Source organism: Actinomadura sp. NPDC047616 (assembly GCF_040642915.1).
In the GTDB taxonomy this organism is placed as follows: Bacteria; Actinomycetota; Actinomycetes; order Streptosporangiales; family Streptosporangiaceae; genus Spirillospora; species Spirillospora miaoliensis.
The window spans coordinates 429,204-454,748 of record NZ_JBEYTB010000002.1 but is presented as its reverse complement, the minus strand read 5'-3'; the positions used below and the strand labels follow the sequence as shown (position 1 = coordinate 454,748).

The following is a 25,545-nucleotide window of genomic DNA, read 5'->3' as shown; positions in this document are numbered from 1 at the left end:
GGACGGCATGACCAACGTCGGCGGGCAGACGGGAACGCGGCGCGGCCACCCGGGCCGCTGGAAGGTGGCGTTCGTCACGCTGCTGGTGTTCGGGGTGCTCGGCGCGGTGGGCTGGGTACTGCTGGGCTCGCGGCTGCTGGTGGTGCGCACCGTCGAGATCACCGGTACCGAGCTCGCCCCGCGCGACCGGATCGTGGCCGCCGCCGGGGTGCGCCTGGGCGTGCCGATGGTGCGGCTGGGCACCGAGGAGGCGCGGGCGCGGCTGGAGCGGCTGCGCGAGGTCGAGTCGGCCACGGTGGAGCGGCGCTGGCCCACCACCGTGCGGATCGTGGTGCGCGAACGCGTCCCGGTCGCGGTGGTGCAGCGCGGCGGCCGGTACTACCGGCTCGACCGGCACGGGGTGGCCGTCGCCGACGGCGCGTCCCGGCCGTCGGGGCTGCCCGAGCTGGTCACGGGGTCGCCGGGGCCGTCGGATCCGGCGACGCTGGCGGCGCTGCGCGTGCTGGGGGAGCTGCCCGGCCGCCTCGCCCCGCGGGTCGCCGAGGTGCGGGCGACGGGCGCCGAGTCGGTGACGCTGCGGCTCACGGGCGGGCCCCTGGTCGTGTGGGGCTCGGCCGAGCGCACCGAGGAGAAGGCGCGGCTGCTGGAGGCCCTGCGGCGCACGGCCGCGGGACGCTCGGCGCGGATCATCGACGTCAGCTCGCCCGAGGTCGTCACCACCCGGTGAAACCGCGGCGGTGCGTGTGTCGGGGCGATTCCGGGCGCCCGATGGGGCACGCTGGGAGCATGGAAGGCCTGGCGTGCTTCGCCAACCGGGGCAAGCGGGACTCACCGCGACACGCCGGATCGGTTGGCCGGGGGTTAGTTGACCCTGGCGGTTGGGCCGCCCTACTGTCCGTATCAGTCAGCAGGTTGACATAACTGTAAGCCTCAAGTTGAGGGTGAGGGTTTGTCCGGACGGCACCGCCGCCGTCCACGGCCCGCGGCACCGGCCGCACCCGCGACGGAGGCGGCAGGCGACAACCACACAGACATCAGGTCCAGAGCACCGCAGCGACCCGGTTCGCCGAACCGGGTCGTCCGGTCCGATAGAGCGAGCGGAAAGGCCCCTCGTAGTGGCAGCACCGCAGAACTACCTCGCGGTCATCAAGGTCGTCGGCATCGGCGGCGGCGGTGTCAACGCCGTCAACCGGATGATCGAAGAGGGACTCAAGGGCGTCGAGTTCATCGCGATCAACACCGACGCCCAGGCGCTGCTGATGAGTGACGCCGACGTCAAGCTGGACGTGGGCCGCGAGCTCACCCGGGGCCTCGGCGCGGGCGCCAACCCCGACGTGGGCCGCAAGGCCGCCGAGGACCACCGCGAGGAGATCGAGGAGGTGCTCAAGGGCGCCGACATGGTCTTCGTCACGGCGGGCGAGGGCGGCGGCACCGGCACCGGCGGCGCGCCCGTGGTGGCCAACATCGCCCGCTCGCTGGGCGCGCTGACCATCGGCGTGGTCACCCGCCCGTTCAGCTTCGAGGGCAAGCGGCGCGCCATGCAGGCCGAGGCCGGCATCGAGACGCTGCGCGACGAGGTCGACACCCTCATCGTCATCCCCAACGACCGGCTGCTGTCGATCTCCGACCGGCAGGTCAGCGTGCTGGACGCGTTCAAGGCCGCCGACCAGGTGCTGCTGTCCGGTGTCCAGGGCATCACCGACCTGATCACCACCCCGGGCCTGATCAACCTGGACTTCGCCGACGTCAAGTCGGTCATGTCCGGCGCCGGGTCGGCGCTGATGGGCATCGGCTCGGCGCGCGGCGACGACCGCTCGGTGGCCGCCGCCGAGATGGCGATCTCCAGCCCGCTGCTGGAGGCCAGCATCGACGGCGCGCACGGGGTGCTGCTGTCCATCTCCGGCGGGTCCGACCTGGGCCTGTTCGAGATCAACGAGGCGGCCCAGCTGGTGTCCAACGCCGCCGCGCCCGACGCCAACATCATCTTCGGCGCGGTCATCGACGACGCCCTCGGCGACGAGGTGCGGGTCACGGTGATCGCGGCCGGGTTCGACGAGGGCCGTCCCAGCAAGCCCGCGCCCGAGCCGGACACCCGCCGGCTGCCCCCGCCGCCGCGTCCGGCCCCGCCGCCGCCCGGCGCCACGGGCGGCAACCCGATCCCCAGCCGGGTCGGCCGGTCCGACCCGCCGCCCACGACCGTGGCGCAGGCCGCCGCGGCGCAGCCCGCCGCGCCGCCCCCGCCGCCACCGCGGCCCGAGCAGGAGCGCCCGCAGGCCGGCGGCCCGTCCTCCGACGAGGGGGAACGGTCCGGCGGCCGTTCCGCGTCCGGCGGCGAACGCGCCGACGGCGGCGGTCCGGGTGCGCACAGCCCGTCGGCCCAGGACGGCGGCGACACCGGCGGCCCCGGTCTCGCTCCGGCGTCCGACCGCGACGCCGGGCGGGGCGAGGAGCCGTCGATCCGTCCGCCCGCGCCGCGTCCCGCCCCCGACTCGTCCTCCGGCCGCGGGCCGGGCGGGGAGGGCGAGCCCGGCTCCGGCCCGGCCGGCCAGCGCCGCCGCCCCGTGGTGTTCGACGAGGACGACGATCTCGACGTGCCCGACTTCCTGAAGTGATCGGTGCAGTGATCACGACCGTCCCCCTGGGCGCGGGCGTGGGCGCCGCGTTCACCGGCCGCGCCGGCGGCCGCAGCGCCGCCCCGTTCGACGGCCTCAATCTCGGCGGCGCCGTCGGCGACGACCCCGCCGCCGTCCGCGACAACCGCCGCCGCGTCGCCGCGGCGCTGGGCGTCGACCCCGAGCGCACCGTCTGGATGCGCCAGGTGCACGGCGCCGACGTGGCGTTCGTCACCCGTCCGTTCACGGGCGACCCGGCGCCCGGCGTGGACGCGGTCGTGACGACCGAACCCGGGCTCGCGCTGGCGGTGCTGGTCGCCGACTGCGCGCCCGTCTTGCTGGCCGACCCGGTCGCCCGCGTGGTGGGCGCCGCGCACTCCGGCCGCCCCGGAACGGCCCTGGGCGTCGTCCGCGCGCTGGTGGCGCGGATGCGCGAGCACGGCGCCGAGCCGGCGCGGATCGCCGCGGCGATCGGCCCGGCGGCGTGCGGCGGCTGCTACGAGGTGCCCGCCGCGATGCGCGACGAGGTCGCCGCACGGGTGCCCGAGGCCTACGCGACGACGCGGGCGGGCACGCCGGGCCTGGACATCCGCGCCGGGATCGTCGGGCAGCTCAAGTCCGACGGCGTCGCCGACATCCGCGTCGACCCGCGCTGCACGATCGAGACGCCCGAGCTGTTCTCGTACCGCCGCGAGGGGCGCACCGGCCGCTTCGCCGGTTTCGTCTGGCTCACCGACGACGCGGCGGAGGCCGGTCATGGGTGACGCGGTGGCCGGGGGCGAGGCGCGCCGGGAGGAGCTGGCCGCCAACCTCGCCGAGGTCCGCAAGCGCATCGCGGCCGCCTGCGCGGCGGCCGGACGCGACGCCGGCGAGGTGACGCTGGTCGCGGTCACCAAGACGTTCCCCGCCTCCGACGTCCGGCTGCTGGCCGAGCTCGGCGTGACCGACGTCGCGGAGAACCGCGACCAGGAGGCCCGCCCCAAGGCGGAGGACTGCGCGGGGCTGCCGCTGCGCTGGCACTTCGTCGGGCAGTTGCAGACCAACAAGGCGCGTTCGGTGGCCGCCTACGCCGACGTGGTGCAGTCGGTCGACCGGGTGCGGCTGGTGCGGGCGCTGTCGGACGCCGCGACCCGCGCGGGACGGACGCTGCGCTGCCTGATCCAGGTGTCGCTGGACGAGCCGGAGCCCGGGCAGGGCGGGCGCGGCCCGGCCGCCGGGACGCGCGGCGGCGCCGACCCGGCCGACGTTCCCGCGCTGGCCGACGCGATCGCCACGGCGGACGGACTGGAGCTGGACGGCGTCATGGCGGTCGCCCCGCTGGGCGGCGACCCTTCCGTCGCGTTCGCCCGGTTGGCCCGGATTGCCGCGGACCTGCGGCGGGAGCATCCGGGGGCCACCGTGATGTCGGCAGGGATGAGCGGCGATCTGGAGCAGGCCGTCACGTGCGGCGCGACACATGTGCGTGTCGGTACGGCGTTGCTCGGCGGCAGGCGGGCAATCGTCAGGTAATGTCCCCCCAGGGGTACCTGCCGAAACGGCGGGGTATACGGACGGGCGGTCCGAGGCGGCGTCGAGGCGCCGGTGCCGCGGCCACAGGACGACGGAGGGGCGTATGGCCAGCGCGATGCGCAAGATGGCGGTCTACCTCGGCCTTGTGGAGGACGACCGCTACGACGACAAGTACGGCAAGTATGACGAGTACGACGAGTACGAGGTCTACGACGACGACGCCGACACCCTCACCGGCCGCCGTACCGGACGCGACGAGGAGTCCGGCGGCCAGCTTACACGGGCCGAGGACGCCGCGGAGCGGGAACGCGATCATCACAGCGCGTCACCGGGCGACCGACGCTCCGTGGCACTGTACGAGAGCGGTTCCACCGACCTCGCGCGCATCACTACCCTGCATCCCAGGACCTACAACGAGGCGAGGACCATCGGGGAGCACTTCCGTGAGGGCACACCAGTGATCATGAATCTGACCGAGATGGTCGACAGCGACGCCAAGCGCCTGGTCGACTTCGCGGCGGGTCTGGTATTCGGCCTGCACGGGAGCATCGAGCGTGTTACGAACAAGGTGTTCCTGCTGTCGCCCGCCAACGTCGAGGTGACGGCCGAGGACAAGGCCCGGATGGCAGAACGAGGGTTCTTCAACCAGAGCTGACGGCGAACATGCGAGAGACTGATACTTCGTGACCATCGTTGGATCCGTGCTCAGCGCGGTGCTGTACATCTTCCTGCTGTTCCTCATCGGGAGACTGATCCTGGAGGTGCTGCAGTCGTTCGCCCGGTCATGGCGTCCCACGGGGCTGGTGCTGGTGATCGCCGAGACCACCTACACCATCACCGATCCGCCACTGAAACTGCTGAGGCGTTTCATCCCACCGATACGGCTGGGTAACGTGGCCCTGGACCTCAGCTTCACGGTCCTCATCCTTGTGGTCTGGGTCATGATCATCTTCGTGCAGAGGCTCTGATCGGATACCGTCCTAGCGGACAGACTCCAAGCGCGCCAAGGAGACGACATGCCACTGACACCCGCCGACGTGCGGAACAAGCAGTTCAGTACCACCAGGCTGAGGCCGGGTTATGACGAAGAGGAGGTGGACGCCTTCCTCGACGAGGTCGAGGCCGAGCTCGACCGCCTCATCCAGGAGAACGAGGAGCTGCGGGCGAAGCTGGCCGAGTGCCTGCGCGGCAAGGTCCCCGCCATGGCCGCGCCGATCGTCGAGCCCAAGCCGGACGTGCCGCAGATCCCCGAGCCGCCCCGGCCCGAGCCGCAGCCCCAGCCCGAGCCGGAGCCCGCCCCGCTCGGCGGCGGCCTCGGCGGCGGCCTCGGCATGGCCCCCGCCCCCTCCGGCGAGGACAACATGGACACCGCGGCGCGCGTGCTGGCGCTGGCGCAGCAGACCGCCGACCAGGCGATCGCCGACGCCCGCCGGGAGGCCGACGAGACGCTCGGCCGGGCCCGCCGCGAGGCCGAGGAGATCCTCGGCAAGGCCCGCCGCCAGGCCGACCAGATCGTCAGCGAGGCCCGCTCCCGCGCCGAGGCCCTCGACCGGGACGCCCAGGAGCGGCACCGCCAGGTCATGGGCTCGCTGGTGCAGCAGCGCGAGGAGCTCGAACGCGAGGTCGACAACCTGCGCGCCTTCGAACGCGAGTACCGCAGCCGCCTGAAGGTCTACCTGGAGGGACAGCTGCGCGACCTGGAGGCCGGCAGCACCGAGACCGGCGCGTTCCAGCCCGGCGCCCCCGCGCAGCCCGCCCCGACCGCCACCGGCCCGCAGAGCACCCTCGCCCACGACGGCCGCACCGGCGCCCCCGGCGGCTCCGCCCCCACCGGACCCACCCCCTTCCCTCCGCCCGCCGAGCCGGCCCAGCACGCCCAGCAGGTCCAGCACTCGGCGACCGGCGCCTTCCACGCGGCTGACAACCCGCCGCACGAGAGGCGCTGAGCCCCGGCCCGCAGGCGATAGTGTCTTCCCGACCGCCGCGTCGCGCGGCCGGTCCGTCGCGGCGACCGCGCGGGCCGAAGCCGTTCCGGCGGCGTTCCGGTACGTCGGTGAAGGCCGTCCGGAGCGACGTGCTCCGGAGAGCGCCCGGCCCTGGAAGGGGAGAGACCCTTGATCATCCTCAGTGGCGTCCTCGTGGTGGTGGCGATCGCCCTGCTGGTCGCGGGCATCGTCGCGGGCAGCGGAGACAGCGCACAGGTGCTCGGCGTGGACGCGCTGGTGGTGATCTACACCTCGATCGCCGTCAGCCTGGTGTCGTTCCTGTGCCTGGCCATCGGGGTCTTCCTGCGGCGCAAGGAGCTGTTCGGCGCGGTCCCCGCCCCCGCCGCGGCCCCGCCGCGCAAGGCCAGGTCCGGCCGTAAGGACAAGAAGGAGAAGAAGAAGGGCGCCACGTTCGGCCGGTCCTCGACCGCCCCGGCGCCCACCGCAGCCCCCGCCGGCTCGGCGGCCCCCGGCAAGGACGCCGGTGCCCCGCCCGCCGACGAGCCCCTGGACATTCCCGTCCAGCCGGCGAACGTCCCCGACGACGCCCTGGTGTACGTGGTGCGCGGCCGTCGCCGCTACCACCTGGACACCTGCCGCCAGCTCGCGGGACGCGACAAGGACGAGCTGACCTACATCGAGGCCAAGGAGGAGGGGTTCAGCCCCTGCACGGCCTGCATGCCCGACACCGCTCTGGCGGCGCGCGCCGCGGTGTCGGTGCCCGCACGGTCCGGTGCGCAGGGCCGCTCCTCTTCGTCGGCCTCGCCGGCCGAGAGCGTGGCCGGATCCGGCCGCTCCTCGGCGTCGTCCGCGACGGCGTCCGCGTCCGCCGAGACCGCCCCCGTCAAGCCGGCCCCGGACAAGCCCGCGGCCGGCAAGCCCGCGGCCGGGGCGGGCGCGCCGCCGTCGGCATGGCCCGTTCCGGGGACGGCCTCCGCATCCTCCGCCGCTGCGCGTCCGTCCGACGGCGCCTCCGCACAGGAGGCCGCCCCGACCACGCCGGCGAAGGACGGGTCCGCCAAGGACGCTCCGTCACGGGCCGCCGAGGGCGGCACGGCTGACGCTTCCCCCGCCGACACGACGACGACGCGGCCCATCTCGCCCACGGCCCCCCAGGGGGACGGGCCCGCGCGAGGCGAGGCGCACGCGGACGCGCCCGCGGCGGGCGACGGCGACGGCCCGCAGGTGCGCATCCTCAGCGGCACCAAGCGCTACCACCGCGTCGACTGCGCGCTGATCGAGGACATCGGCGACGAGGCCGAGGACCTGGAGACCCTGTCCCGGGCGGAGGCCGTGGCGCGGGGCTGCACGCCCTGCCTGGTCTGCCAGCCCGACCGCGACCAGGCCTCCTCGTAACGCCCGGGCTCCGGACGCCGGGACGCCCGGGGTCAGTGCCCCAGGTGGCCGCGGTGGCGCGTGTCGCGTGACTCGCGCAGGTGGGCGCGCCGTTCGTCGCCGACCTCCCGTTGCCGTTCGCGCAGCTCCCGGCGCCGCCGCCTGCGGTCGGCGCGGGTGCCGTCCAGCTCCCGGCGTTTGACGTTGACGCCGCCGAACAGCACGAACCCGGTGAGCCGGATGACGGGCGCGTCCGGCTCCAGCGGATCGTCGTCCGGCAGCTCCACCCCGCCGAAGATCGCCGCGGTGGAGTTGGTCACCCGCACGCCCGGCGGCACCGTGATCTCCACGCCGCCGAAGACGCAGGACACGTTGACGGTCACCTCCGCCTGTGCCAGCACGGCCTGCCGGAAGTCCAGCTCGGCCCCGCCGAACACGCAGTTGACGTGGGTGGTGGGCTCGGCCAGCCAGCGGCCCCGCCGCTGCGCCCCGGAGAAGATCGCCACGACGGCCGAGGGCTGCCGCTCGGGCGGCGGCAGGTCCGGGGCGATCTCCTTGCGCAGGTTGACGCGGGGCTGGGCCGCGCCCGGCGGGACGGGGGCCCGCTCGGCGGCCCCCGGGATGTCCGCCACCAGGGGCACCAGCTCGGCGTAGGTCTTGGCCCGGTACACCGCGTCGATCCGCTCGGCGTGCTCCTCGGCGGTGATGCGGCCCTCGGCGAGGGCCTCGCGCAGCAGGTCGGCGATCCGGTCGCGGTCGGCGTCCGAGGCCCGCATGAGCGCCGGGTCCGCCGTGGCGTCGGCCTCCGCGGACACGACCCCCGCGGGTGTGGGCTCGGAGCGAACGGGCTCAGAGGGAACGGGCTCGGACGGAACGGGCTCGGACGGAACGGGCTTGGAGGGAACGGGCCCGGACGGGGCCGGATCGGAGGAAGAGGGAGGTTCGGGCAGGTTCACATCGCCATCATCGCAAACGCGATGTGTCGCGAAGAACCCTTTCCTCACGACCGGCCCGTCAGGCGGTCGACCGGCCCGTCAGGCGGTGGAGCGGCGCAGCCAGAACGTCAGGCCCAGCTCGTCGTCGCGGCGGGCGGGCAGGTCCCCGTCCGGGCGGCCCTCGTGGAACTCGACGGCCAGCACCTCGGCGGCGATCTCCGGGCCGTGCTCGCGCAGGGCCTCGGCGAGGTCGTCGCCGGAGGCCCGCCACCACAGGGCGACCCGGTCGGTGACGTCCAGGCCCGCGGCCTTGCGGGCGTCCTGCAGGAGCCGGACGACCTCCCGGACCTGACCGGCGCGCCGCAGCTCGGGCGTGACGGTCAGGTCGAGCGCGACGGTCTCGCCGGCGGCGCTCTCCACGGCCCAGCCGGTGCGCGGCCGTTCGGTGACGATGACCTCGGCGGGGGACAGGGCCACGGCGCCGATCCCGGGAACCTCGACGGTGGCCGTGCCGTCGGCGCGCAGCGCGGCGACGAGCGCGGCGGGGTCGGCGGCCGCGACGGCCCCGGCGACCTTGGGGGTGTCCTTGGCGAACCGGCGGCCCAGCTCACGGAAGTTGGGTTTGACCTGGTAGTGGACGAGGTCGCCGCCGATCGACGACAGGTCCTGCAGCGCCGCGACGTTCAGCTCCTCGGCGATCTGGGCGCGCAGCTCCTCGGGCAGGTCCGGCCAGCCGGGCGCGCCGACCAGGGCGCGGCCGAGGGGCTGGCGGGTGCGCACGCCGCTGGCGGCCCGCGCGGACCGTCCCAGCTCCACCAGCCGCCGGACGAGCCCCATCCGCGCGGTCAGCCCGGGGTCGAGCAGGTCCTCGCGGACGGTGGGCCAGTCGGCCAGGTGCACCGACTCGGGGCCGTCGGCGGGACGGATGACGTCCCAGACGTAGTCGGTGACGAACGGCACCATCGGCGCCATGAGCCGGGTCAGGGTCTCCAGGCACTCGTACAGGGTGGCGAACGCGGCGGCCCCGGCGGGGGTGTCCGGGCCCTCCCAGAAGCGCCGCCGGGAGCGCCGCACGTACCAGTTGGACAGGTCGTCGACGAACTCGGCGAGACGGCGTCCCGCCGCGGCCGAGTCGAACCGCTCCAGGGCCGCGTCCACCTCACCGACGGTGCGGTGCAGTTCGGCCAGGGCCCAGCGGTCCAGCAGGGGCCGGTCGGCGGGGGCGGGGGCCTCGTCCATCCGCTCCGGCGTCCACGGGCGTCCGCCCTGGGACGCGGCGGCGCCGGCGTACAGCACCAGGAACGACGCGGTGTTCCAGTAGGTGAGGAGCACCTTGCGGACGATCTCCTCCAGCGCGTTGTGGCCGACCCGGCGCGAGGCCCACGGCATGCCGCTGGCGAGCATGAACCAGCGCAGCGCGTCGGCGCCGTGCTGTTCCATCAGCGGGATGGGCTCCAGCATGTTGCCCAGGTGCTTGCTCATCTTGCGGCCGTCCTCGGCCAGGATGAGCCCCAGGCACAGCACGTTCTCGTAGGACGAGCGGTCGAAGACCAGGGTGCCGACGGCCATCAGAGAGTAGAACCAGCCGCGCGTCTGGTCCTGCGCCTCGCAGATGTACTGGGCGGGGTAGGAGGACTCGAAGACCTCCTTGTTGCGGTGGGGGGCGCCCCACTGCGCGAACGGCATGGAGCCGGAGTCGTACCAGGCGTCGATGACGTCGGGCACGCGGCGTGCCTGCGCACCGCACTGCGGGCAGGGGAAGGTGACGTCGTCCACATAGGGGCGGTGCGGGTCCAGGGCGGACAGGTCGCGGCCGGCCAGTTCCCCGAGTTCGGCCAGGGAGCCCACGCACGTGATGTGGTCGTCGTCGGCTTCGCACACCCACAGCGGAAGGGGCGTGCCCCAGTAGCGGCTGCGGGACAGCGCCCAGTCGACGTTGTTGCGCAGCCATTCGCCGTAGCGGCCGTACTTGACGGTCTCGGGGAACCAGCTGGTCTTCTCGTTCTCCTCCAGCAGCCGCTGCTTGATCTGGGTCGTGCGGATGTACCAGGCGGGCAGCGCGTAGTAGAGCAGCGGCGTGTGGCAGCGCCAGCAGTGCGGATAGCTGTGCTCCAGCTCCCCGTTCCGGTAGAGCAGGCCGCGCTCCCGCAGGTCGGCGGTGAGGGGTTCGTCGGCGTTCTTGAAGAACCTGCCGCCCACCAGGGGGACCTCGCGCAGGAAGCGTCCGTCCGGGCCGATCGGGTTGACGACGGGCATGCCGTAGGCGCGGCAGACGGTCATGTCGTCCGCGCCGAACGCGGGGGCCTGGTGGACGAGACCGGTGCCGTCCTCCACGGTGACGTAGTCGCCCAGCACCACGTAGTGGGCGTCGGGGATGTCGACCAGGTCGAACGGGCGCCGGTAGGAGGTGCGTTCCAGATCGGTGCCCCGGAAGGTGGCGACCCGGTCCGCCCCCTCGCCCAGCACCTGCTCCAGGAGCGGCTCGGCGACGACGAGCACCTCGTTGGAACCGGCGGGACGGGCCGCGACATAGACGACGTCCGGATGGACGGCGACCGCGGTGTTGGACACCAGCGTCCAGGGGGTGGTGGTCCAGATGAGCAGGGACGCGCCCATGTCGGCCAGGGGGCCGGACGTGACGGGCATGCGCACGTACACCGACGGGCTGGTGACGGTCTCGTACCCGCCGGGCTGGCCGAGCTCGTGGTCGGACAGGCCGGTGCCGCAGCGGGGGCAGTAGGGGGTGATGCGGAAGTCGCGGAACAGCAGCCCCTTGTCGAACACCACCTTCAGGGACCACCACACGGACTCCACGTACTCGGGGTCCATGGTGCGGTACGCCTGGGCGGTGTCCACCCAGAAGCCCAGCCGGTCGGACATCTCCTCGAAGGCGTCCACATGGCGCAGCACGGACTCGCGGCACCGCCGGTTGAACTCCGCGACGCCGTAGGCCTCGATGTCCTTTTTGCCGGACAGGCCGAGCTCCCTCTCCACCGCCACCTCGACGGGCAGGCCGTGGCAGTCCCACCCGGCCTTGCGGGGGACGTGGAAGCCCTTCATCGTCTTGAACCGGGGGAAGACGTCCTTGAAGACGCGGGCCTCCACGTGGTGCACGCCCGGCATGCCGTTGGCGGTGGGCGGGCCCTCGTAGAACGTCCAGCGCGGCCCGGACGCGGTGCGCTCCAGGGACCGTTCGAAGACCTTGTTCTCCTGCCAGCGGCGCAGCATCTCCCGCTCCAGGGCGGGCAGGTCGACCTGCGCGGGCAGCGGGCGGAACCGACGACTCACGGGGCGGACCTCCGGATGCTCACATGTGACGGCACGTGGACCGGAGGGACGAGGCGCCATGGGGCCCCGCGGTACCACCCTCCTTGGCCGCGCCCTGGGCGCGACCCGCTTCGTTCACCTCTCGACTGCCGGGTCTACTGGGCCCGTCCGGTCGCCGTGGGACGCGTGCGTCCCGCCGGGGCGCGGGCGGGCGGTTCTTCCGGCGGCTCCGGGGTGATCTGGCCGCCGGGCCCGCCCCCGGGCTCGCACCGTCCCCGGGTCGCTCATGGCTGCCTTCGGCGGCAGGTGTCCCCATCAAGGCCGTGCCGATGAGGCCGCTTGCTGTGACCGTAACGCACCCTGGCCCGAATCTCTTCCCTCCGCGCCACCGGCCCCACCCACGGCCACGAGAATGTGGCGTAGGTCACTCTTGCGATCTGGCCGGCGGGAGGTTCCCGTGCGGTCGTGACGGGGCATATGCGGTCAGTAATCTTCGCCGGCGTCTCTGGGGCGTCGGCGCACGTCGTTTGCCGTCCCGCGAAAGGGGACCTATGCTGCCCGCACTGCGTGTGGAGGACATCAGCGCGAGGGGGGCCGAAATGGCCGGCGCGGCGAAGGGGGACAAGCCTCCCGGTGGGCGCGCCCGCGGTGGACGCGCGGCCTCGGGGAACGTCTCCGGTGCGGCCCCGTCCTCCGGGACGGACGCGCGCGCCCCTGGCAGGAAACCCGCGGGCACCAAGGGCCCCAAGGACCGGACGGCCGACGCCGTCACCCGGCGGGCGGACGCCCCGTCCGAAGGGGCGGCGGGCGCCACGGGCCCGGCGAACCCGGCCGGCACGACGGGCACGACGACCAGGGCCGCGTCGAGGGCCGCGGCCAAGGACGGGGCGGCCACGTCGTCCAAGAACACCGCCAAGGCCCCGGCCAGGACGGCGCCGGGCGAGGGCGCGGGGGGCGCCGCGGCCAAGGCGGCCGAGCTGCCGGTCCGTGAGGACGAGGAACGCTGGACCGAGGAGGAGCTGGCCGAGGTCCGCTCGCGGCTGCGCGAGGAGAGCAGCGCGCTGGAGGCGGAGATCGCGGCCACCACCACGCACATCGCCGACGGCGACTCCACCGCATCGGCGGGTGACGACCAGGCCGACGCGGGGGCCAAGACGTACGCGCGCGAGCACGAGCTGGCGCTGACCTACAATGCGCGTGACCTGCTCGCCCAGAACGAGCGGGCCGTCCAGCGGATGGACGCGGGCACGTACGGGATCTGCGAGTCGTGCGGCAGGCCGATCGGCAAGGCGCGCCTCCAGGCGTTCCCGCGTGCGACCCTATGTGTGAGATGCAAACAACGCGAGGAACGTCGCTGAGCGACACGAAGAAGTCGTCGACGAGCGGGGCCGAGGGATCGTCCGGATCGCCTCGGCCGCGCCGTGTGGGCACCCTGGTCGCGGTCGCGCTGACCGCGCTGGCCCTGGACGTGGTCACGAAGGTCGTCGTGGTGGCCACCCTGTCCGACCGCGAACCGATCCGGCTGCTGGGCGGGCTGCTGACGCTGCGCGAGACGCGCAACAGCGGGGCCGCGTTCTCCATCGGCACCGGCTACACGATCGTCTTCACGCTGATCGCCTGCGGGGTGGTCGTGGCGATCCTGCGCACCGCCCGCAACCTGCGCAGCCTGCCGTGGGCGGTGTGCCTGGGCCTGCTGCTGGGCGGCGCGGTGGGCAACCTGGCCGACCGGATGCTGCGCGCGCCCGCGCCGCTGAAGGGGCACGTGGTCGACTGGATCGAGCTGCCGTACTGGCCGGTCTTCAACCTCGCCGACTCGGCGATCGTGTGCGGCGGCGTGCTCGCGGTCGTGCTGGCCGCGCGCGGCCTCCAGCTCGACGGCACCCGCCTGGGCGAGGAGGAGCCCGGCGAACCCGACGAACCCGACACGTCCGGCTCCGACGCGTCCGGTTCGGGCGCGTCCGGCGCCGTGACGGGCGAGGGCGACGCCGCCGGTGACCCGGCCGCGCGAGAAGGGGCCGCCGGAGCGCGTGAGGAGGCGCCTGCGGGCCGCGTCCCCGCCGACGCGGCTCCCGCGTCCGAGAGGGCGGCGAGCGCCGCCGACGGTGGCTCTGACGGCCGCGGCGGCGACGAGCCCGCCGCGTCGGCCGAGCACGGGCCGGCCGAGGAGGGCGGGACGGCCGCCGGGCCGGGCGCCCGCGGGTCCGCGGCTCCGGAGGAGAAGTCCTGATGGCCGACGTACGCAGTCTCCCCGTCCCCGACGGCCTGGAGGGCGAGCGCGTGGACGCCGCGCTGGCACGGCTGTTCGGGCTGTCGCGCGGTCGGGCCGCCGACATCATCGCCGCCGGTGACGTGCTGCTGGACGGCCGCGAGGTCGCCAAGTCCGAGCGGCTGCACGCCGGGGCCTGGCTGGAGGTGACCCTGCCGCCCCCGCCCACCGCCCCCGCCCCGGTCGCCGAACCCGTGCCCGGAATGGGAATCCTGTACGAGGACGCCGACATCGTCGTCGTCGACAAGCCCGTCGGGGTCGCCGCCCACCCCACCACGGGGTGGACCGGCCCGACCGTCCTCGGCGGGCTGCTTGGCGCCGGGCACACCGTGGCCACCAGCGGCGCTGCCGAACGGCAGGGCATCGTGCACCGGCTGGACGCCAACACCACCGGGGCGATGGTCGTGGCCAAGAGCGAGGTCGCGTACTCGCGCCTGAAGCGGGCCTTCAAGGAGCGCCGCGTCGACAAGCGCTACCACGCCCTGGTGCAGGGCCACCCGGACCCGTTCCGCGGCACGGTGGACGCGCCCATCGACCGGCACCCGTCCGGCGACGGCCGTTTCGCCGTGGTGGCCGGGGGCAAGCCGTCGGTCACCCACTACGACACGGTGGAGGCGTTCCGCGCGGCCACCCTGCTCGACATCAACCTGGAGACCGGCCGCACCCACCAGATCCGCGTGCACATGTCGGCGATCCGGCACCCGTGCGTCGGCGACCTGGCCTACGGAGCCGACCCGACGCTCGCCGCCCGGCTCGGCATGACCCGCCAGTGGCTGCACGCGGTGCGCCTGGGGTTCGAGCACCCCACCCAGGGGGACTGGGTGGAGTTCGAGAGCCCGTACCCGGACGACCTCGCGCGCGCCCTGGAGATCGTCGACGCCGAGTCCTGACCGCCGGGTCCTGACCGCCGCGCCGGGATCCGCCGGACGTGACCGCCTGGAACGTGACCGCCTAGAACAGGCGCAGGGCGGCGGTCACGCCGGCGGCCACGACCAGCACCACCAGGAACGGGGCGCGCAGCAGCAGCGCGGCCACGGCGGCGCCCAGCCCGGCCAGGCGCGGCCCGTCCAGTTCCAGGGGCCCGTTCTGGGCCAGGGCCTGCACGGCGATCAGCGCGGTCAGCAACGCGACCGGGATGAGGTCGGCGAACCGGCGCACCCGGGGGTCCTCCAGCACCCGCTGGGGCGTGACCAGCCCGCCCAGCTTGAGCGCGTAGCAGCCGACGCCGGTGGCGATCACGGCGATCCACACGTTCACGGCCGCTCCTGTGCGTCCGGGCGGGCGCCGCGCCTGGGCCGCAGCAGCGCGGGCAGGGCCGCGGCGGCGGCCAGCATCACGGGCACGCCGGCCGGCAGCAACGGCGTCGCCCCGACGGCGATGACGGCGGCGGCCGCCGCCACCCAGCATTCCGTGCCGCCCGCGGTCAGCCGGGGCCACAGCAGCGCCAGGAACGCCGCGGGCCCCAGCGTGTCCAGGCCGAAGGCCGTGGGGTCGCCCACCCGGGCGGCGCCGAGCGCCCCCAGCAGCGTCGTCAGGTTCCAGGCCAGGTAGAGGCTGACCGCGGTCACGTAGAAGCCGGTACGGGCCGAGGCGCGGTCCGGCTGGGCGGTCGCCACGGCCGCGGTCTCGTCGATGACGACATGGGCGGTCGCCAGGCGGCGCCAGCCCCGCACCCGCAGCAGGTCCGCCAGGCGCAGCCCGTACAGCGCGTTACGGCCGCCCAGCAGCACCGCGCCCAGCGCCCCGGTCGCCAGCGCGCCCCCGCTGCCGATCACGCCCACCAGGGCGAACTGCGACGCGCCGGTGAAGGCCACCAGGCTCAGCACGCACGCCTGCGCCACCGACAGTCCCGCCGTGACCGCGGCCGCCCCGAAGGCAAGCCCGGACACCCCCACTCCCAGGCCCACGCCCAGCCCGTCCCGCATGGCCGCGGAACGCCGCTGAGCGGTCCCGACATCCGATTCCGTCACCGTCATGGGCATGGACGCTAGTCAGCGGGCCCGGGAACCGTCTTGAACGTTCTTGCGGTCACGTTCGGAGACCTCGAGACCCGCCTCGATGACGACGTTCATGATGCGGGCCAGGCGCTCGGGCCCCAGCGTCGGGGCGCGCTCGGCCATCGCCGCGACGATCTCCCGCTCACGGTCGGGGCAGCGGCCCGCGAAGCCCCCGACCGGTTTCAGGCGCTGCACGACGCCCGCCACGGCGGCGCGCCGTTCGAGCAGCGCGGCCAGCGCCGCGTCGATCCCGTCGATGGCCGCGCGCGCCTCCTCCACCGTGGAGAGCCTGTCGGGGCGCGGGATCGTGACGCGCAGTTCCTCGTGCTGAAGCGCCTCGTTCTCGAGCGCCTCGTTGCGGAGTGCGTCGGTCTGGAACGTCTCGGTCTGGAGCGTCTGGTCTGGCATGTCCGGTTCCCTTCTGCGGTGGCGGCCCGCGTCAGGGAAGGTGATGCCGTCCGTACCCGGGCCGCGCTCTGAACGCGAAAAGGCAGAGCCCTCTGGGGCTCTGCCTTCGCCGGCTCCGGGGTCGTCGCCGGGTCAGCCCGCGCCGACCGGCTCGCCCGGAGCCGGCTGCATAAACACGGGATAGCGACGGTTCACGCTTGTCATCGTAGGCTCCGCCGTCACCGACACGCCAATGGACGGAACGAACATCTCGCATGTTGAGACGACTTAGAGGGGTTTGCGCATCCAGATGTGCGGGATGCCCGCCTCGATGTCCTCCTCGCCGTACGCCTCGTACCCGAGCCGCTCGTAGAACGCGCGCACCGCCGTCTGCGCGTGCAGCTCCACCGACCGCAGCCCCGCCTCCCGCGCGCGCTGCTCGACCGCCCGCACCAGGGCGGCGCCCAGGCCGGTGCCCCGCGTCTCCGGCAGCACCGCCAGCCGCCCCAGCACGCCGCAGCCGTCGCGGCGCAGCATCCGCGCCGTGCCCACGGGACGGCCCTCCAGGCGGGCCAGGAAGTGGTCGGCGTCCGCGTCGTGCTCGTCCAGTTCCAGTTCCGGCGGCACGCCCTGCTCGCCGACGAAGACCCGCAACCGGATCTCCTCGGCGGCGGCCCGCTCCTGTGGGCCGGTGACCAGCGAGATATGCATCCTCCTATGATTTCAGTCGTGTCACAGGAGGTCGCTCATTACTGGCGACATCCCGCTCAGCCCGATGTGGACCTGCTGCGGGCCCGCTACGTCACCCACCGCTTCGGCCGTCACACCCACGACGGGTACGTCGTCGCCCTCATCGAGGCCGGAGTGGAGGCGTTCGAGCACGCGGGCAGCACCGAGCGCGCCCCCGAGGGCGCCCTCATCGTGGTCAACCCCGACGTGGTGCACACCGGGTACGCGGGCGCGCCCGAGGGGTGGGCTTACCGGGTCCTGTACCCGGCGGTGGACGTCGTCGCCGACGTCGCCGCCGAACTGGGCGCGCGGGCGGGCACGCCCTACTTCCCCGAGACCGTCATCGAGCGGACGCCCGCCGCCGCCCTGGTCCGCGCCGCCCACCGCGCCGGTGAGGGCGGCGACGCCCTGGCGGCCTCGTCGCTGTTGCGCACGGCCCTGGGGGCCCTGCTGCGCCACCACGCCCGCGACATGCCCGCCGAGTACGGGACGGCCCTGTCTCCGTCCGTGCGCGCCGCCCGCGACATCCTGCACGACCGCCTGGTGGACCCGCCCACGCTGGAGGAGCTGGCCGAGACCGTGGGCACGCGCCCGTTCCGCCTCATCCGGGCGTTCAGGGCCGCCACGGGCCTGCCGCCCCACGCCTACCTCAACCAGGTGCGCGTCCGGCGCGCACGCGGGCTGCTCGACAGGGGGCTGCGCCCGGCCGAGGTGGCCGCCCGCACGGGTTTCGCCGACCAGGCCCACCTCACCCGTCATTTCAAACGTGTCGTCGGCGTTCCGCCCGGCGCCTACCAGCACGCCCGGGGTGCCGCCCGGTCCTGACCGTCTCCACGGGGCGCGGGCGCGGCATCCGGCTGATCAGCGCCATAAGGGCAGGTTAGGGACGTGGCAGGGCGAACATGGGGTGAGCGGGCATCCCGGAGTGTCGAGGCGCGAGGTGTCCCGGGGGCGGGTTAGGCTCTCAGAGCCGCGTCGTCCCGGGCGCTCACCCGGGCGGCGATCTTCCCCCGGAACGGATAACACAGCCACGCACCGGCAGGTGCGTGCGCGGTCGCGTGCAACCAGGAGGCGCAGCGGGCATGGCGGACTCGTTCGTCCATCTACATGTTCATACCGAGTACTCCATGCTGGACGGGGCCGCGCGGCTCAAGCAGCTGTTCGACGAGGTCCAGCGGCAGAAGATGCCCGCGATCGCCATGACCGACCACGGCAACATGCACGGCGCCTACGACTTCTGGAAGCACGCCAAGGACGCCGGCGTCACTCCCGTGATCGGCATCGAGGCGTACATGGCGCCCGAGTCGCGCTTCCACAAGAAGAAGGTCCAGTGGGGCGAGCCCAGCCAGAAGCGCGACGACGTGTCCGGCGGCGGCCTGATCAACCACAAGACCATCTGGGCGCGTAACCGGACCGGGCTGCACAACCTGTTCAAGCTGTCCAGCCGCTCCTACACCGAGGGCTTCGTCTTCAAGTACGCCCGTATGGACGAGGAGTTGCTGGCCGAGCACGCCGACGGGCTGATGGCCACCACCGGCTGCCCGTCCGGCAAGATCCAGACGCGGTTGCGGCTGGGGCAGTTCGACGAGGCGCTCAAGGCGGCCGCCACCTTCCAGGACATCTTCGGCAAGGAGAACTACTTCCTGGAGCTGATGGACCATGGCCTGGAGATCGAGCGCCGCGTCCGCGACGGCCTGGTCGAGATCGGCAGGAAGCTGAACATCCCGCCGGTGGTCACCAACGACTCGCACTACACCCATGAGAGCGAGGCGACCGCGCACGACGCCCTGCTGTGCGTCCAGGTCGGCAAGCAACTGGCCGACCCGGATCGGTTCCGGTTCGACGGCAGCGGCTACTACATCAAGTCGCCGGACGAGATGCGCGCCCTGGACGGCTCCGACATCTGGGCCGAGGGCTGCCGCAACACCCTGCTCATCGCCGAGAAGGTCGACACGGCGGGGATGTTCGAGCACCACGACCTGATGCCGCGCTTCCCGGTGCCCGAGGGCGAGACCGAGGAGACCTGGTTCCGCAAGGAGGTCTGGAAGGGCCTGGAGCGGCGTTTCCCCGACGGCATCCCGGACCGGTACCGCGAGCAGGCCGAGTACGAGATGGGCGTCATCCTCGCCAAGGGGTACCCGTCGTACTTCCTGGTCGTCGCCGACTTCATCATGTGGGCGAAGAACAACGGCATCCTGGTCGGGCCGGGCCGAGGCAGCGCCGCGGGGTCGCTGGTGGCCTACGCGATGGGCATCACCGACCTGGACCCCCTTCCGCACGGGCTGATCTTCGAGCGGTTCCTCAATCCCGAGCGCGCGTCCATGCCCGACATCGACATCGACTTCCCTGAAGATCGGCGCGCCGAGGTCATCCGGTACACCACCGAGAAGTGGGGCGAGGACAAGGTCGCCTTCATCGCCACGTTCGGCACCATCAAGGCGAAGGCCGCCATCAAGGACGCCGGGCGCGTCCTGGGCTTCCCGTACGCGCTGGGCGACCGGATCTCCAAGGCGTTCCCGCCCGCCGTCATGGGCAAGGACATCCCGCTCTCGGGCATCTTCGACGACAAGCACCCCCGCTACAGCGAGGCGGGGGAGCTGCGCAAGCTCTACGAGGAAGAGCCCGACGTCAAGCAGATCATGGACCTGGCGCAGGGTCTGGAGGGCCTGATCCGCCAGACCGGCGTGCACGCCGCCGGGATCATCATGAGCGGCGAGACGATCACCGACCACGTCCCGATCATGCGCCGCGACTCCGACGGCGCGATCATCACGCAGTTCGACTACCCGACCTGCGAGACGCTGGGCCTGCTGAAGATGGACTTCCTGGGCCTGCGCAACCTGACGATCATCGACGACGCGCTCAAGGGCATCAAGCTCAACAAGGGCATCGACGTCAACCTGCTCGAACTGCCGCTGGACGACCCCAAGACCTACGAGCTGCTCGGCCGCGGCGACACCCTCGGGGTGTTCCAGTTCGACGGCGGGCCGATGCGGGCGCTGCTGCGGCTGATGAAGCCCGACAACTTCGAGGACATCTCCGCGGTCGGCGCGCTGTACCGGCCGGGTCCGATGGGCGCCAACTCCCACACCAACTACGCGCTGCGCAAGAACGGCCAGCAGGAGATCACCCCGATCCACCCCGAGCTGGAGGAACCGCTCAAGGACATCCTCGGCACGACCTACGGCCTGATCGTCTATCAGGAGCAGGTCATGTCCATCGCCCAGAAGGTCGCCGGGTACACGCTGGGACAGGCGGACCTGCTGCGCCGGGCCATGGGCAAGAAGAAGAAGGAGGTCCTCGACAAGGAGTTCAAGCCGTTCTCCGAGGGCATGCGCGAGCGCGGCTACTCCGACGAGGCGATCAAGACGCTGTGGGACATCCTGGTCCCGTTCTCCGACTACGCGTTCAACAAGGCGCACAGCGCCGCCTACGGCCTGGTGTCGTACTGGACGGCGTACCTGAAGGCCAACTACCCGGCCGAGTACATGGCGGCGCTGCTGACCTCCGTCGGCGACGACAAGGACAAGAGCGCCCTGTACCTCAACGAGTGCCGCCGCATGGGCCTGACCGTCCTGCCGCCCGACGTCAACACCTCCGACGCCGACTTCACCCCGATGGGCGACAAGGAGATCCGCTTCGGCCTGTCGGCGGTCCGCAACGTCGGCACCAACGTCGTCGAGGGCATCATCGCGGCGCGCAGGGAGAAGGGCGCGTACACCGACTTCAACGACTTCCTCAACAAGGTCCCGCCGCACGTGTGCAACAAGCGGGTCGTCGAGTCGCTGATCAAGGCGGGCGCGTTCGACGAGCTCAAGCACCGGCGCCGGTCGCTGCTGATGGTGCACGAGCAGGCCATCGACTCGGTCATCGACATCAAGCGCAAGGAGGCCATCGGCCAGGACTCGCTGTTCGGGGCCCTGGAGGAGGACTCCGGCGGCGGCGCGTTCGCCGTGGCCATCCCCGACGGCGACGAGTGGGACAAGACCACGCTGCTGTCGTTCGAACGCGAGATGCTCGGCCTGTACGTCTCCGACCACCCGCTGCTGGGCGTCGAGCACATCCTGGAACGCGAGGCCGACTGCACGATCGCCGCGCTGAGCGAGGGCGAGCGGCCCGACGGCCAGGTGGTGATCGTGGCGGGTCTGCTGTCGGGCCTGCAGCGCAAGGTCACCAAGCAGGGCAACTCGTGGGCCATGTTCCAGCTGGAGGACCTGGGCGGGTCCATCGAGGTGATGTGCTTCCCGTCCACCTACCAGCTGTGCTCCACGCTGCTGGCCGAGGACGCCATCCTGGTGGTCAAGGGACGCGTCGACAAGCGCGAGGACGTCGCCAAGATCATCGCGATGGAGGTGACCCAGCCGGACCTGACCATCACCGAGGGCACGGGCCCGCTGGCCGTCACCATGCCGATCGCCCGCTGCACGCCGCCGGTGGTGGCGCGCCTGAAGGAGGTCCTCACCGACCACCCGGGCACGTCCGAGGTCCACCTGCACGTGCAGAACGGCCCGCGCACCACGGTCGTCCGCCTGGACGACCGGCTGCGCGTCGCCCCGTCCCCGGCCCTGATGGGCGACCTCAAGCAGCTCCTCGGCCCCTCCTGCCTGGGCTGAGACCCGCTGCGAGGGGGAGGCCCCTGTTCGCAAGCCTCCGGCTTGCTTCCCGGGGCCTCTTCGCCTGCATCCCCCAGGGGGGCGACCCCCTGGAACCCCCGCACGGCGGAGGCCCCGGTTCGCAAGTCTTCGGCTTGCGGACAGGGGCCTCTTTCGCATGTGCCGCCCGGGGGGCGGGGTTACGGGGTGACCGGGGTCTTGGGCGGGGCGGGGGCCGGGTGTTCGGCGTGCCAGTCCATGAAGCGGCCCAGGTCGTCGAAGCGGGCGCGGGCCACGCCGCCGCCGGGAAGGCGGGCCTCGGTCGTGCCGGCCGTCTCGCGGAAGGGGACGCGGTGGTGGCTGAGCAGCCGCGCGAGGGTGAGCTGCGGGTGGTGCGGGAACAGGCTGACGGCGTTCATCAGCAGCCGCGGCACCGGCACCGGATCCCACGTGGCGGGGGGCGCCTGCGGGTCGTCGACGTGCAGGTAGGCCGAACCGCCGTCGTAGCCCGCGCCGATGTAGCCGCCTCCGCCGAGGACGCCCCCGGCGGCCATGGCGATCAGCTCGCCGCCGTGCCCGGCCGGGCCGGTGTACCAGGACAGGTCGATCTCGGGCGTGGTGAACTCGGGGATGCCGAGCCGCTCGCCGAGACCGCGGATGACCAGGGTCGGCTCGACGGACGGGTGGTCGTCGCCGAACTGGGGGTTGGCCCAGCCCCACAGCCAGGTGCGCTCGCGGGCGGCGTAGCTGCCGAGCAGCGAGACCCGGACCGTGACGCCGCCGCTGGTGTAGGTGCGGGCGGTCAGGTCGGCGCTCCAGTCCTCACGGGGGAGGAACTCGGCGAGGGTCTCCTGCTGCTGGAGGACGACCGCGGCAAGGGCGGCGCCGAGGCGCTGGAAGGCGGGGCTGAATCCGGACATGTCGGGCACATTATCCCAAGGAAACGGCCGCTCTGGGGCGGGAATCGGACACCACACGGCAGTCGATCGGCTGACCTGGGCAGGCTAGGCTTTCGCTGTCAGGAGACATCACGTCTCGCAAGGGGACGCACGGCCATACCAGGGAGCGTACGAGGTGCGGCGACCGACGGGGAGTGCCTTGCGGACCTGTGCGGTCATCACTCTCCTCGTGGCGGTCCTCGGAGTGCCCGCCGGGCTGCTGTGGGCCTGGCTCGCCCCCGACGTGAGCTTCGTCGTCATCCGCGGTCAGGCGCTGCCGCTCGACCCCGAGGGGCAGGGCCCCATCGCCGTCGACGGGACGTTCGCGCTCGTCGCGGTCGTGGCCGGGCTGGTCTGCGGCTTGCTGGCCTACCTGGCCGGGGGACGCGGCAACGACGTCCCGCTGCTGCTCGGCCTGACCGCGGGCGGGCTGGCCGCCTCGCTGCTGGCCTGGCGGGTCGGCCACCAGGTGGGCCTGGCCGAGTACGAGCGCGCGGTGCGCGCCGCCCAGGACGGGCGCACCGTCACCGGCGTGGCCGACCTGCGCGCCACCGGCGTGCTGGTGTTCTGGCCACTGCTGGCCGTGGCCGCCTACGGCGTGGCCGAGCTGGTCGTCCGCCGGCTACCCGGCGCGCGCGACCGGGGCGACCTCGGCGCCGGTGAGCCGGAGGAGATCGTCCGGGGACAGCTCGATCTGCAGGCCGCGCCGGCCGGCCGAGACGTAGACGGTCGCGAACCCTGACGCGGAGTCGTCCACCACGGTCGGCAGCCGGCGCCGCTGGCCCAGCGGGCTGATGCCGCCCACGACGTACCCGGTGGCGCGTTCGGCGTCGGCGGGGTCGGCCATGCGGGCCTTCTTGCCGCCGGCCGCGGCGGCGAGCGCCTTGAGGTCGAGCGTGGCCGACACCGGCACCACGGCCACGGTCAGCCTCCCGTCCACCTCGGCCACCAGGGTCTTGAACAGCCGTTCGTGCGGTACGCCCAGGGCGTCGGCCGCGGCCTGCCCGTAGTTGTCGGCCTCGGGGTCGACCTCGTAGGCGTGCAGGGTGAAGTCGATCTCGGCCTGTGCGGCCGCCACGGTCGCGGGCGTGCCGCCGGCCTTGGCCTTCTTCCTGGACGGGGACTTGGCTGGGCTCATGCGGCCAGTGTGCCGACCGCGCCGCACGAGCGCACGCCGGTTTCGGCGCGCGGGTCGGCGCGGGGGGCTCAGTTCGGGTTGAACGCGCCGTCCAGGAACTGCCCGGCGGGCACGGTCGGCAGCATGTCCAGCAGCCGCGTCTCGCGGACCAGCAGTTCGCGTTCGGCGCGCAGCCGCCGCGCCGCGTCCTCGGCCTCCAGCAGCCGCTGCTTGTCGGGGCCGTCCAGCACGACGGCGGCGGCGATCAGGTACGACAGCCGCACCGGGTCCTCGGGCAGGTCCACCGGCTCGGCGATCTCGGCGCCCGCGGCGGCCAGCCGGTGCCGGTACAGCTGGTACAGCAGCCGCACCCGGTGCGCCAGCGGTTCGGCGTCCGCGCCCGCCTCCTCGGGCAGGAACTCCACGTCGCCGCGCAGGTAGGGCAGCGACCGGTCGACCCGCTTGAGCCGGAAGCGGCGGCCGCCGACGGTGACGATGTCGTAGCGCCCGTCGGGGTGCGGGGTCACGCTGTGCACCTCGGCGACGCAGCCGACGTCCGCCAGGCGGCGCGCCGACTCGGCGCCCACCTCGTGGCCGAGCTCGATGCCGACCACGCCGAACCGCCGCGGCTCGGGGCGCTCCAGCAGGTCGCGGACGAGCAGGCGGTAGCGCTCCTCGAACAGGTGCAGCGGCAGCACCAGGCCGGGGAACAGCACCGTGCCCAGCGGGAACAGTGGAAGCCGTTCGGTCACCGCTCCTCCCGGTCGCCTGCGGCCCCCTCGGGGCTGTCGTGGTTCGCGCCCCCGACGCCGTGCGGCGCCCACGGCGTCAGGGTACGTCCGGCGCCGATGATCAAGAAGGCCGGGATTGTCACAGTCTGAAGCCCGGCGCCGCGACGCCCGGCACCGGGCCCGGCCGCCGGATCGCCGCCCTGCCGCCCTGCCGCCCCGCCGCCCTGCCCCGCCGCGCGGCGACCGGGCGGGCCACTGGTCGCGATTGGCTCTGCCGCCGTCCCGCGCGCGGTGGTTAGCGTCGGCGGTATGAGGATGCTGGTTGTCGACGCGTTCACCGATCGCCCGTTCGCCGGGAACCCCGCCGGGGTCTGCCTGCTGGACGAGGCGGCCGACCCCGCCTGGATGCAGCGGGTGGCGGCGGAGATGAGGCACTCGGAGACGGCGTTCGTCCGCCCCGTCGGCGAGGAGTTCGAGCTGCGGTGGTTCACGCCGCAGGTGGAGGTGGCGCTGTGCGGCCACGCCACCCTGGCGAGCGGGCACGCCCTGTACGAGACGGGCACGGTCCCCGGCGACCGGCCCATCCGGTTCCGCACCCTGCACAGTGGTGTGCTCACCGTCACGCGCGCCGACGACGGCGCGCTCGGCATGGACTTCCCCGCCGCGCCGCCGGAACCGGTGGACGCGCCCGAAGGGCTCGCCGAGGCGCTCGGCACGCCGTTCTCCTGGGTGGGCCGCAACGACCAGCCCGACCTGCTGGTGCGGGTGGCGGACGAGGCCACCGTCCGCAAGCTCGCCCCCGACATCGCCGCGCTCGCCCGCCTCGACGCGCGGGCCGTCATCGTCACGGCCCCCGCCGACCCGGACGCCCCGCACGACTTCGTGTCCCGCGTGTTCGGCCCGGCGGTCGGCGTCGACGAGGACCCGGTGACCGGCTCCGCCCACTGCGCGCTCGCCCCGTACTGGAGCGCCGAGCTCGGCCGCGACGCCCTGCTCGGCCACCAGGCGTCCGAGCGCGGCGGCGACGTCCGGACCGTCGTCCGCGGCGACCGGGTGATGTTGGGCGGGCGCGCCGTCACCGTCCTCGACGGCACGCTCCGGGCGTGATGTCGGCCACCCGTCCGGACCCTCGGAAGGTCGCTGAC

General features: G+C 73.4%; 24 protein-coding genes. 15 read left to right on the top strand and 9 right to left on the bottom strand.

Features of this window, described 5'->3' with window-relative positions; all coding sequences use genetic code 11:
* Nucleotides 1-7: 7 nt before the first annotated feature.
* The 8 genes from ABZ801_RS06345 to ABZ801_RS06310 all read left to right on the top strand — a co-directional run bounded on the left by ABZ801_RS06345 (nt 8) and on the right by ABZ801_RS06310 (nt 7,462).
* Nucleotides 8-727 (top strand): FtsQ-type POTRA domain-containing protein, encoded by a 720-nt coding sequence (locus tag ABZ801_RS06345; protein ID WP_344958511.1) that lies wholly within the window; start codon nt 8-10, stop codon nt 725-727.
* Between the two features lie 388 nt (nt 728-1,115).
* Nucleotides 1,116-2,612: a cell division protein FtsZ gene (gene ftsZ / locus ABZ801_RS06340; RefSeq protein WP_360693603.1), complete on the top strand. Its 1,497-nt coding sequence runs from the start codon at nt 1,116-1,118 to the stop codon at nt 2,610-2,612.
* An 8-nt stretch (nt 2,613-2,620) separates the two neighbouring features.
* Complete coding sequence (pgeF, locus tag ABZ801_RS06335) at nt 2,621-3,376, top strand: peptidoglycan editing factor PgeF (RefSeq protein WP_360693600.1); 756 nt, start codon at nt 2,621-2,623, stop codon at nt 3,374-3,376.
* Nucleotides 3,369-4,121, top strand: a complete 753-nt coding sequence (locus tag ABZ801_RS06330; protein WP_360693597.1) for a YggS family pyridoxal phosphate-dependent enzyme — start codon at nt 3,369-3,371, stop codon at nt 4,119-4,121. The genes pgeF and ABZ801_RS06330 overlap by 8 nt, the downstream gene beginning before the upstream one ends.
* Before the next feature lie 103 nt (nt 4,122-4,224).
* On the top strand, nt 4,225-4,776 hold the full coding sequence (gene sepF / locus ABZ801_RS06325) for a cell division protein SepF (RefSeq protein WP_344957967.1): 552 nt from the start codon (nt 4,225-4,227) through the stop codon (nt 4,774-4,776).
* A gap of 28 nt (nt 4,777-4,804) precedes the next feature.
* On the top strand, nt 4,805-5,089 hold the full coding sequence (locus ABZ801_RS06320; RefSeq protein ID WP_344957969.1) for a YggT family protein: 285 nt from the start codon (nt 4,805-4,807) through the stop codon (nt 5,087-5,089).
* A gap of 48 nt (nt 5,090-5,137) precedes the next feature.
* Nucleotides 5,138-6,067, top strand: coding sequence for a DivIVA domain-containing protein (locus tag ABZ801_RS06315; protein WP_360693592.1), 930 nt, complete (start codon nt 5,138-5,140; stop codon nt 6,065-6,067).
* A gap of 168 nt (nt 6,068-6,235) precedes the next feature.
* Entirely contained in the window at nt 6,236-7,462 is a 1,227-nt protein-coding gene (locus ABZ801_RS06310; protein WP_360693589.1) for a hypothetical protein, read from the top strand.
* 32 nt (nt 7,463-7,494) lie between these two features.
* Here the strand turns inward: ABZ801_RS06310 and ABZ801_RS06305 are convergent, their stop codons facing one another.
* A complete protein-coding gene (locus ABZ801_RS06305) occupies nt 7,495-8,256 on the bottom strand; it encodes a DUF1707 domain-containing protein (RefSeq protein ID WP_360693586.1) in 762 nt (253 codons plus the stop codon).
* A 219-nt stretch (nt 8,257-8,475) separates the two neighbouring features.
* The gene (gene ileS, locus ABZ801_RS06300) at nt 8,476-11,664 is read right to left on the bottom strand and encodes an isoleucine--tRNA ligase (protein ID WP_360693583.1); all 3,189 of its coding nucleotides are present in this window, start codon (nt 11,662-11,664) and stop codon (nt 8,476-8,478) included.
* Between the two features lie 956 nt (nt 11,665-12,620).
* Here ileS and ABZ801_RS06295 point away from each other — a divergent pair.
* From ABZ801_RS06295 to ABZ801_RS06285, 3 genes are all read left to right on the top strand, one after another.
* Nucleotides 12,621-13,001 (top strand): TraR/DksA C4-type zinc finger protein, encoded by a 381-nt coding sequence (locus ABZ801_RS06295; RefSeq protein ID WP_344958036.1) that lies wholly within the window; start codon nt 12,621-12,623, stop codon nt 12,999-13,001.
* Between the two features lie 65 nt (nt 13,002-13,066).
* A complete protein-coding gene (locus ABZ801_RS06290; protein WP_360693580.1) occupies nt 13,067-13,870 on the top strand; it encodes a signal peptidase II in 804 nt (267 codons plus the stop codon).
* A complete protein-coding gene (locus tag ABZ801_RS06285; protein WP_344957982.1) occupies nt 13,870-14,799 on the top strand; it encodes an RluA family pseudouridine synthase in 930 nt (309 codons plus the stop codon). Before ABZ801_RS06290 ends, ABZ801_RS06285 begins: the two co-directional genes overlap by 1 nt.
* Before the next feature lie 61 nt (nt 14,800-14,860).
* Here ABZ801_RS06285 and ABZ801_RS06280 read toward each other — a convergent pair whose 3' ends face one another.
* The 4 genes from ABZ801_RS06280 to ABZ801_RS06265 all read right to left on the bottom strand — a co-directional run bounded on the left by ABZ801_RS06280 (nt 14,861) and on the right by ABZ801_RS06265 (nt 17,004).
* Nucleotides 14,861-15,166, bottom strand: a complete 306-nt coding sequence (locus ABZ801_RS06280; protein ID WP_360693577.1) for an AzlD domain-containing protein — start codon at nt 15,164-15,166, stop codon at nt 14,861-14,863.
* Nucleotides 15,163-15,834, bottom strand: coding sequence for an AzlC family ABC transporter permease (locus tag ABZ801_RS06275; RefSeq protein WP_360694148.1), 672 nt, complete (start codon nt 15,832-15,834; stop codon nt 15,163-15,165). The genes ABZ801_RS06280 and ABZ801_RS06275 overlap by 4 nt, the downstream gene beginning before the upstream one ends.
* Before the next feature lie 66 nt (nt 15,835-15,900).
* Nucleotides 15,901-16,314 (bottom strand): chorismate mutase, encoded by a 414-nt coding sequence (locus ABZ801_RS06270; protein ID WP_360693574.1) that lies wholly within the window; start codon nt 16,312-16,314, stop codon nt 15,901-15,903.
* A gap of 267 nt (nt 16,315-16,581) precedes the next feature.
* The gene (locus ABZ801_RS06265; RefSeq protein ID WP_344957987.1) at nt 16,582-17,004 is read right to left on the bottom strand and encodes a GNAT family N-acetyltransferase; all 423 of its coding nucleotides are present in this window, start codon (nt 17,002-17,004) and stop codon (nt 16,582-16,584) included.
* A gap of 18 nt (nt 17,005-17,022) precedes the next feature.
* Here ABZ801_RS06265 and ABZ801_RS06260 point away from each other — a divergent pair, with 18 nt between their 5' ends.
* On the top strand, nt 17,023-17,847 hold the full coding sequence (locus tag ABZ801_RS06260; RefSeq protein WP_344957988.1) for an AraC family transcriptional regulator: 825 nt from the start codon (nt 17,023-17,025) through the stop codon (nt 17,845-17,847).
* Between the two features lie 257 nt (nt 17,848-18,104).
* Nucleotides 18,105-21,635, top strand: a complete 3,531-nt coding sequence (gene dnaE, locus ABZ801_RS06255) for a DNA polymerase III subunit alpha (RefSeq protein WP_360693569.1) — start codon at nt 18,105-18,107, stop codon at nt 21,633-21,635.
* Nucleotides 21,636-21,814: 179 nt separating this feature from the next.
* On the opposite strand, the gene ABZ801_RS06250 is transcribed toward dnaE, so the two are convergent.
* Nucleotides 21,815-22,534 carry a DUF6882 domain-containing protein gene (locus ABZ801_RS06250; RefSeq protein WP_344957992.1) on the bottom strand — a complete coding sequence of 240 codons (720 nt, stop codon included), beginning with the start codon at nt 22,532-22,534 and terminating at the stop codon, nt 21,815-21,817.
* A 208-nt stretch (nt 22,535-22,742) separates the two neighbouring features.
* Here ABZ801_RS06250 and ABZ801_RS06245 point away from each other — a divergent pair, with 208 nt between their 5' ends.
* Nucleotides 22,743-23,294, top strand: a complete 552-nt coding sequence (locus ABZ801_RS06245; protein ID WP_360693566.1) for a hypothetical protein — start codon at nt 22,743-22,745, stop codon at nt 23,292-23,294.
* On the opposite strand, the gene ybaK is transcribed toward ABZ801_RS06245, so the two are convergent.
* The gene (gene ybaK, locus ABZ801_RS06240; protein WP_360693563.1) at nt 23,175-23,690 is read right to left on the bottom strand and encodes a Cys-tRNA(Pro) deacylase; all 516 of its coding nucleotides are present in this window, start codon (nt 23,688-23,690) and stop codon (nt 23,175-23,177) included. The two genes, ABZ801_RS06245 and ybaK, sit on opposite strands and share 120 nt — an antisense overlap.
* Before the next feature lie 68 nt (nt 23,691-23,758).
* A complete protein-coding gene (locus ABZ801_RS06235) occupies nt 23,759-24,421 on the bottom strand; it encodes an LON peptidase substrate-binding domain-containing protein (protein ID WP_360693560.1) in 663 nt (220 codons plus the stop codon).
* Between the two features lie 288 nt (nt 24,422-24,709).
* On the opposite strand from ABZ801_RS06235, the gene ABZ801_RS06230 reads away from it, so the two are divergent.
* A complete protein-coding gene (locus ABZ801_RS06230; RefSeq protein WP_344958000.1) occupies nt 24,710-25,507 on the top strand; it encodes a PhzF family phenazine biosynthesis protein in 798 nt (265 codons plus the stop codon).
* Nucleotides 25,508-25,545 lie beyond the last annotated feature (38 nt).